This is a genomic window from Streptococcus sp. DD04, from assembly GCF_001578725.1.
In the GTDB taxonomy this organism is placed as follows: domain Bacteria; phylum Bacillota; class Bacilli; order Lactobacillales; family Streptococcaceae; genus Streptococcus; species Streptococcus sinensis.
On record NZ_KQ968979.1, the window covers coordinates 237902 to 246866 of the forward strand.

General features: G+C 39.3%; 4 protein-coding genes. All 4 read right to left on the reverse strand.

Features of this window, described 5'->3' with window-relative positions; genetic code table 11:
• On the reverse strand, window positions 1-5018 hold a 5018-nt coding region (locus STRDD04_RS10685), incomplete at its 3' end, for a mucin-binding protein (RefSeq protein WP_082757369.1).
• A 768-nt stretch (window positions 5019-5786) separates the two neighbouring features.
• Window positions 5787-6701: a class C sortase gene (locus tag STRDD04_RS08095; protein WP_062201357.1), complete on the reverse strand. Its 915-nt coding sequence runs from the start codon at window positions 6699-6701 to the stop codon at window positions 5787-5789.
• Between the two features lie 79 nt (window positions 6702-6780).
• Window positions 6781-8238, reverse strand: coding sequence for an isopeptide-forming domain-containing fimbrial protein (locus tag STRDD04_RS08100; RefSeq protein WP_062201360.1), 1458 nt, complete (start codon window positions 8236-8238; stop codon window positions 6781-6783).
• Between the two features lie 107 nt (window positions 8239-8345).
• A partial coding sequence (locus STRDD04_RS08105) for an LPXTG cell wall anchor domain-containing protein (RefSeq protein ID WP_156469079.1) occupies window positions 8346-8965 on the reverse strand: 620 nt, incomplete at its 5' end.

The window sequence follows — 8965 nt, forward strand, 5'->3', positions numbered from 1 at the left end:
CTATCCGTTGTGCCGTGTTTCACATGAACAACCACATTTTGATTATAGCTACTATCAAGGTCGAACTTAGCTGGAAGCGGATCTTTCGAAACTAATTCATAACCTCGGGCTAGATAAGCATCCACGATTGAATCATACTTAGCTTCTGTGTCATTTGGAAGAGGAGTATCAGAGTTACCACTTGTAAGCTCTTTCTTATCTTCCAAAGTGGTATTAGTTGTATCATCAATGATGGTATAGGTTACTTTTTGCTTGTCTGCCTTGTATTTAACCGTAACGGTGATATCATCCTGATTAGCAGTTACGTTTTCTGCGTCAACTTTAGCCTTATCTGGGGTGTAACCATCAACAGTTGGAGAAACTACCTCTGGGAAGGTTCCAGTAGATGGTGTCCAAGCCTCTGGTGTAGTATTCTTTGTTACTTCATCTTTTTTTATTTCTCTAGAGAAAGTCAAGGTAGATTTCTTCTCTGGAGCTGCTGGTGTATTATCATCCTCGTAAACGTAGTTAATCGTTTGAGTTACAGTCTTAGTTTCTGTAGAAGTTGATACTTTGTGTTTCAAGCGAATCACTACGTTTTGATCTACACTGCTGTCGGTGTCGAATTGACCTGGCAGAGCGTCCTGAGAAGCCACTTCGTAACCTTGTGCCAGATAGCCTGCGACTACGGTATCGTATTTCGTTTGAGCTGCGGCCGGAAGAGCTGCACCTGACTCACCTGTTGTCAATTCCACTTGGTTTTCCAGAGTTCGACCTGTTGTCTCATCTACAACTGTGTACGTAACTTTTTGAGTTTGGATTGTGTAATGCACATCCTTGACAATATTTTCTTGGGTAACTGCTTCAGACGGAACTGTCTCGACATCTACGCTATAGCCTGGAATCACTGGTGATGGGACTGCATCATAGTTTACTTTGTCGCTTGTCCAAGGTGTTGTTGAAACCTCTGTACCTCTGATTTTATCTTTTGTTACTGTACGAGTCCAAGTCGCTGTTTGCACCTTATCTTCTGGTGTTTGTTCCCCAGCACCGTGGTAACGAACAGTCAAGTTTACATCCTTGCTTTCTTGGATATCAGTGGTACCATGCTTCAAGTGAACAACTACATTTTGATCGTAGCTACTATCAAGGTCGAACTTAGCTGGAAGCTGGTCTTTCGAAACTAATTCATAACCTTGAGCTAGATAAGCATTCACCATTAAATCATATTTTTCTCGGGCACTGTCTGGAAGAGGAGTATCAGAGTTACCATTTGTTAGTAATTCCTTATCTTTCAGCGTTTTTTGAGCAGTGTCGTCAATGATGGTATAGGTTACTTTTTGCTTATCTGCTTTATAGGTAACCGTTTCTTCAATATCTGCACTATCTCCCGTAATCTGTTCAACGGCTGCTACAGTTACCTTATCTGGTGTATAACCATCAACCTTTGGAGAAACTACCTCTGGGAAGGTGCCAGTAGACGGAGCCCAAGAACCCTTATGGACAATATTATTAGTCACCAGATCCTTGGTGTTAATCCGCTCAAAGTCCAAAGTCTGAACCTTAGTAGCCGCTGCCTGCGTGTTATCTTCATAAACATACGTGATGGTCTCTGTGACTATCTTTGTTTCTTGAACTGCAGCTACCTTATGACGTAGATGAACTTCAAAGGTTTGAAGATTTTCATTATAGGTTACACCATTTGTTGGATAATTGTCTGAATAAAGTTCATAATTTCGATCGGTATATTTCTTAATAGTGGCAGCTGTTTGATAAGGGTCAGTCTGACCATAAAGTCCATTCAGATCCTTCGTTTCAAGCGTTTCTCCTGTTGTGTCATCGATATAAGTTACCTTTGCACTAGCTGGATTAGCTTTGTAAACGACTGTCTTTTCGATATTGGCACTGTCAACAGTAATGTTATCAACCGCTGGAACCTCTGCTAAATCTGGAGTGTAGCCTGTGATTGTTGGTGATGTTACGGCCGCAAAACTTGTTCCATTTTCTGCTGTCCAGTCCCCAGTTGTAATATTTGTAACGAGGTCAGTTGTTGCTGTTCTGGTAAATTTTAAGCTGCTAGTGTGGTCTGGAGCCGCTGTGGCACCGCCATCATAAATATAATGGATGGTTTCCTTTACCGTCTTTTCTTCTGCTACTGAGGTTGTTTTATGGCGCAGACGAATAGTGACATTCTGATCAACAACATCATTGGTGTCAAATTGAGTCGGCAGTGCTTCCTGAGAAACCAACTCATAGTTTTGAGCTAGATAGCCTGCTACGACAGCATCGTAAGTCGTTTGCGCTTGCCCTGACACAGCTCCATTGGAAACACCTTTTTCCAACAAAACTTTATCTTCTAATGTCTGACCTGTTGTCTCATTAATCACCGTATAAGTCAGTTTCTGTTCATTCGCCTTGTACACGACCTTACGTTCCACATCGCTGCTGGTTGCACTGATGTTCGCAACTGCATCAACAGTTGGAAGGTCCGCTGTGTATCCTGCAATCACAGGAGAGGTTACCGCTGGGAAGGTAGCTGTTGATGGAGACCAAGTACCCTCACTGACAATATCATTGGTTACCAGATCCTTGGTGTTGGTCCGATTAAAGTCTAGGTTTTGAACTTTAGGAGTAGCTGCTTCGCTGCCATTCTCATAGACATATTGAATCGTTTCTTTGACAGTTTTAGTTTCAACTTCTGGAGCTGTCTTGTGACGTAAGTGAACCTCAAAGGTTTGAAGAGTTTCATTATAGGTTACACCAGTTGCTGGATAATTATCTGAAACAAGTTCATAATTTCGATCGGTATACGTCTTAATGGTTTCAGCTGTTCGATAAGGATCAGTCTGCCCATAAAAACCATTCAAATCCTTCGTTTCAAGAACTTTTTCTCCTTTAGCATCATCGTCAATGTATTTGACTTTGGCATAGGATTGTTTGGGTGAGTACACATAGTAAAAGTTTTGATCCTCATTGATGAATGGAATCGGCTTGGCTTCTTTTAATTGTGAGCCATACCCATTGATTGCTGTATCAGCAGTTACAAGAGTATAGCCTGAAATTGTTTTTGGACCAGCTTGATAATCAGGTGTTTGGGGGGCCATTGCTCCTGCTGGATAGCCATACTTAAAGTCTCGAGTTTCTAACTCCTTACCATTTGTGTCAACATAGTGTATGGTGATCTTCTTTTGACCGACAGCACGCGCAATGGATGGAGTTGTTTTTGCAGAAAGTTTCTCTTCGTTTTTAATTTTTTTGATCGTTCCATCATCATCAACACTATAACTAAAACTCTTAGACCCTTCACCTAGAGCATTTTCAATTGATGAATCCGCAAAAGTAATCCGAGTTGAATGACCTGTACCTTGAATAACGTTAGCATTTTTTAAAATACTACTAACTTTTCTGTTAACCTCTTCTGTTCTATTAATTTCTTGATACTTATCGCCCATTTGAGCATAGTCGTCAGTTGGCCAAATATCATGATAGGTAGTAGCACCATTTCCTGTCATTTTTCCTAAATTAATAGCAACTGTGTAGGTCCCATCTCCATTATCAATAACAACCGAAGAGTTTTTACCCGCTTGTTTTAATGCCTTAACAATCTCTTCATCAGTTGAATTTGCTGGCAGTTCAATTAATTTGTTATCTGGGTCTGAATTGATGCTAATAGAAGTTGAAGTATCTCCTTTAACAAGATATTTCCCATCCTCACTAATTGCTAAAGTAGAAGTATATCTTTTAAGGTCTGGTTTGATACTAACAATTTTTGACCCATTACCCGGTTTTATATGATGGACAGAAATGATATCACCATTTGGAATTCCTGTTTGTCCAGAGTTGGTACCATCGCTTGACAATAAATTATTATAATAATTTGCGTCCCCAGTTGAAGTGCCTATTTTTATTGAATTTGCTCTATCGCTACTTGCACTATTATAAACAGCAAAAGGCGCCTGTGCTTTCTCAAATGTTCTTGGTGTTGGTTTAAAAGTAAACTTATTGCCATTTATTTCTAAAATAATATTTTCATAACTTGATTTTGCTGTAAATTTCCCAATAGTCGCTGCTTTTTGGGTAATTTCAACAATCTTTTGTCCTGAAAAGTTATTATTTAAAGTGATTACATAAGCCAGATTATTTGGGTTAGAATAATCAAATTTAATTGTTCCAACTCCATTTATTGGTTCTTCTGTTCCAGAACCAAGATTTGAATAATAGGCACCATACGCGTTATTTGTCAATTTAACTGGAATACGAATCTTTGAACCAGCATTTAACGTACCATCTTGAGTAAGCGTAAACTTCATATGAATTTGGTCAAAAGCTATTTCTTGATTTGACAAAACCTTTTCATCTCCAGGATTCATACTTGTTCCATCTTTTGTCGTAACAGTTACGGAAAAGTTTGAAATATGTGAAGAAGCTTCTGCGACACTTCTACGAGTACGCACCGCACCTGCCGAACGAAAGGCAGAATAAGACTGCGCATTAGTTGACTGTTCGATTGGCTTAGACTCGTCAGAAACTGAATTTTCTTTTGCAACTGCTGCAGAGGTTGAAGTATCCGCAGATACCTTGTTTGTGCTTTCTGTCACTGAGCTGGTTGTCGGAACTGATACTTTCTCGTCTGGCTGCCCAGTAGTTTGTGCTGGAGTTTCAGTTTTTTCTACTACTGTTGCTCCTGAAGCTGGAGCGGCATTCTCTGACACTGCCGCAGGTGTTTGAGAACTATTATTTTCAGCGACTACTGAAGTCCCTTCTGATACTGGTGCTTCAGTTGTTGAAACTGAAGAACTTGGAGTTGATACCTCCGAAGTCAAGCCTGCTGCTGCAGTTGTGTCAGTCGAAGCTGGAGCCGTAACATTCTCTGTTGACACAGCGCTCACACTACTGTTCTCATCCGCTTGAACAGTCGGCGCGCCAATAGCCAACCCGTATACAGCCAGACTGGCTATTGCAATCGAAACAAGCCCAACATTTTTCTTTCTCAAAGAAAATTTATCGTGTTTGCCCTTATAAATTTTAAAACTTTTCACTATTCCTTCCTTCCTTAGGTATATCTATTTATTAACTCAGTTTACCTAAACTATTAAGCAAACTTGAATTTAATGATACAAAACTAAAATGTTGAATATTTTAGAAGAGTTCATTCCCCTTTGGCAAGACTTTACTTTGCCTCCCAAAAAAACAGAATACTTCCATATTATATATTATACTTTTGCTATGAGAATAATTCAAATAATATGCAAAAAAAGTATACAAAAATTACAAAAGTGTAACTTCCCAAACTGAGTTCTGTTTTCCCCAAAAACTAACAGTTATCCTAAAACAGATATTTGTGGGGAAACGACCGAAGCAACACTGTAGTCTAGTAAGCAAAATAAAAACCAGCGAAATCTGGTCTGAGATCGATTCTCACTGGATTCTAGTTTTTAGTACACCAACTTCCAATATAAAGGTCAGATGAAAGCTGCTAAAATTATAAAAGCAGATAGATGGTCAGGGAGGTGGCTTAAATCATTTTATTTACGGCAATTCCTATTTCCTTCAGACCGATAGCTGCTAAATCAACGTTGCTATTATTCCAACGAAGGGGACTCTGATCTTGACTTTATAGGAATCGGAAGCTTGAACAGAGCACTTTGAGCACATAGCGACAACGGCCATCCCCCAAACGACGATAGTAACAAAATTAGTACTCTTGTCGAGCAACCAATTTTTCATTGGTCGTTATTTCATATTCCTAAGAATATTTGAAAAATCATGAAAGAGATAATTCAGTGAGGACTCCGACATTTGTACACTCAAAATTTATCATAGTTTGTTTTAGAATGACGCTTTTTCGAACGTCTTCTGTATCCGGCAGAGCGCCTTCCAGTCTGTCTTCTTAGCTCCGCTCTTCTTTTTTCTTTTTTTCGCAAATATAAGAACACGAGCAGGAAGAATAAAACAAGAAAAGCTATTATCAAGCCAATGAATAACCAAGGAAGCATATTGACTCGCTTCGTCACGCTTGGAGCTGACGACTCATCCTCATTTGGAACACGGTGTCCTCTGACCAAAAGACGGTGGGTATTGATCGCATAGGGTGTACAAGTCACCAAGGTACAATAATCTTGCTCAGGATCAATAGCGAGCGCATCAATCTCATCCGGCTCGACTACTAAACTTTGATCCACTTGATAGGTCAGAGTTTTCCCTAAAACATGAATCTTAAATCGATCCCCACTTTTTAGCTTATCAAGATCTGTGAAGAGTTTAGCCGAAGGAAGCCCACGGTGACCAGAAATGACCGAATGGGTTCCTTGACCACCAACTGGCAAAGAACTACCGGGGATGTGCCCAATGGCTACCTGTAAAATAGCTTCATCCGTTCCATGGTAAATAGGTACATTGGTCCCTAATTTTGGAATTTCCACATGGGCCATAATTCCTGTCCCTGTCACATCCAATAGTTGATTATAGTTCTTTTTATCTTCCTCAGATAAACGATAGGTCGGCGTAATACCCTTAACCAATGTTTGATTATAGGCTTCTGCAGCTGCATACGCTTCATCAGTTTCGTGCGTATCCATCTTTTCTATTTTTTCTTCATAAGTTAAGATGGCTGCAGATTGGTGATAAGAATTCCAAAGGTCACTTACAGTTGGATAAAGCAAAAGGCCTACCCCGCTTAACAAAAAAATGACCACTAAAAAATTAATAATATGTTTTTTCATAAGAGTAATTCGGTCGCTTCATAAAGCAAAAGAGATAGATTCTTATCATCTACCTCTTTCTTTATAACAGTAGTAGAGCTTATTTTGAATCCATGCGTTTTCTTGCAAGCAATAATACACCTGCACCTACCACAAGAACAGTTCCAGCCACATAGAGAATCGTTGTTCCGATTCCACCAGTATTAGGCAAGAGAGAACCTTTTTTGTTAACAACCGATGTCGTTAATGTTCCGTTTGTTAAATCAGTTGTGAAGGAAGCGCCTTTTGGAGATGTAGCTTTTAGAGCTGTCAAGGCTGGTACAGCACCCGTCGTATCAACGGTTGCAGTCACAGTAAATTCAAGATCTTCCATAGTATTATAACCTGCTGGAGTAGTGCTTTCCACTAATTTGTAGTCTCCTACATCCAGCCCCTTGAAGGTGAAGCTTGTTGTTGTACCTGCATTGATTTTCTTCACTTCAACGTAATTTCCACTTACTTTTTTGTAGAGAGTAAATCCAGCACCTGGCAAAGCTGCATTAGATTCATTGACTTTATTGATAACCACTTGGTAAGTGTAAACCGTTGATTTGCTTTCTGGGGTTTTACCTGTCGTTTTACCGCCAGTTGTATTTGGATTGTTTGAGTAGGTAAGATTAGCGGTATTGCTGTTCCCAACGGTACCAGTAACCGCATTGCTGTTAAGGGTTGCACTGTAGCGAACAACAAATTTACTTGAAGAAGTTGCAGCTGGTACGGCTGTCTTTAAATTAGCTGCTTTAATTGTCAATAGATTTCCTGAAGCTGTGGTAGTAAATTCGTTCGTAACATTTGTTTCTACGCCACCATTTACTAGATAAACCGCTGCATCACCTTTATAAGTCAAACCAGCTGACAAGGTATCATTAAACGCCAATTCATAATCAGAGTAAGCATCGTAATTACTTGGAAGAGTTGCAGTTAGTTGGAAAGGAACACTATCACCAATAGCGTAGTCTGTTGCTGAACTGTAAACGTTTGAGTCACTTGCTTTCACTTCTTTTTTCAAAGTTGGTACATCAGATTTAACTGCCACCTGTGTATCTTTTACAACTTGCAAGATAAAGCGTGTATAAGCCGCTCCCTCTGCACCGTTTAAAGAAGCATCTTTGTCTTTAATCAAGTAATAACCAGGTTCTAAGTTGGTGAAAGTTGTTGTACCTTCAACACTCTGAACAGTTTTAGTTGGAGTTGATGCCAAATAATTTGAAATGGCTTGAGCAAATGCTTTCGCTTCTGCAGCATCCTCTGCTTTTCCGTTTAATTCTTCTGCTTTTGCTCTAGCATTACCCAGATTAGCTTGGGCAGCAGCTGCATCTACACCAGATCCCCATTTAATATTTGAAAGGGTGCTGCCATCTAAGTCACCTGAGAAAATTTGATAGGCTTCATAAGTATGACCACTTGTCGTACCTGTCACATTGAGTGTATAAGTGGTAGCAGCTGAAACGACATGAACACTTGTAAGAGACATGAACAAGGCCATCAAACCTGCTAACATGAGTTTAATTTTTTTCATTATATTCTCCTTTATAATTTTATACCTAAATTAATTATTTTATTCTCACTCTCGAGAATTGCTATACTTTTAAATATTCTATTGCTAACGAACCTTTTTACAACAAGTTATAAGTCACTTGATGCATATTTTATCCTATAACGATAAAACATTAGAATAGCTGCAAAGCCTGTTATAAGACTTCCACTAAGGATATAGAACATCCTACCCTTACCGCCTGTCTCGGGTAACACATATTTTTTGAACGGTGTGGGATTCTTTGTTGTATTTGTATCCATACTATAAAAATTATTCCCAATGCGCGCTGAATTCTCCAGCACTTCACCATCTATACCCTTTTTAACACGAACTTTAAAGGTCACCACAACTGTTTCATCTTTTGCGACACTACGTCGCCAAGTCAGCTTTCTCTTGGAAAAACCATCATAAACCGTTGAACCATTGACATACTCCGTGCTTATAGGAAATTCGTCTGTAATGACTATATCTTGATCACGATCAGTTGTGTTTTTATAAGTAATCTTATAAGTTAAAACATCTCCCGACTTAACCTCTTGATTATCAATATTCGTCCCATTGTTATTTAGAACTTCCTTTGTCGGCTTCTCATATTCTTGAAAAATCCATGTCCCTATAAAGTGAACATCTTGATCTTGAATGGTTTCCGAGGGCTTGTCATAACTTTGGAAAATCCAATTTCCCTCAGCAACGCTGACTTGAGTTTTAT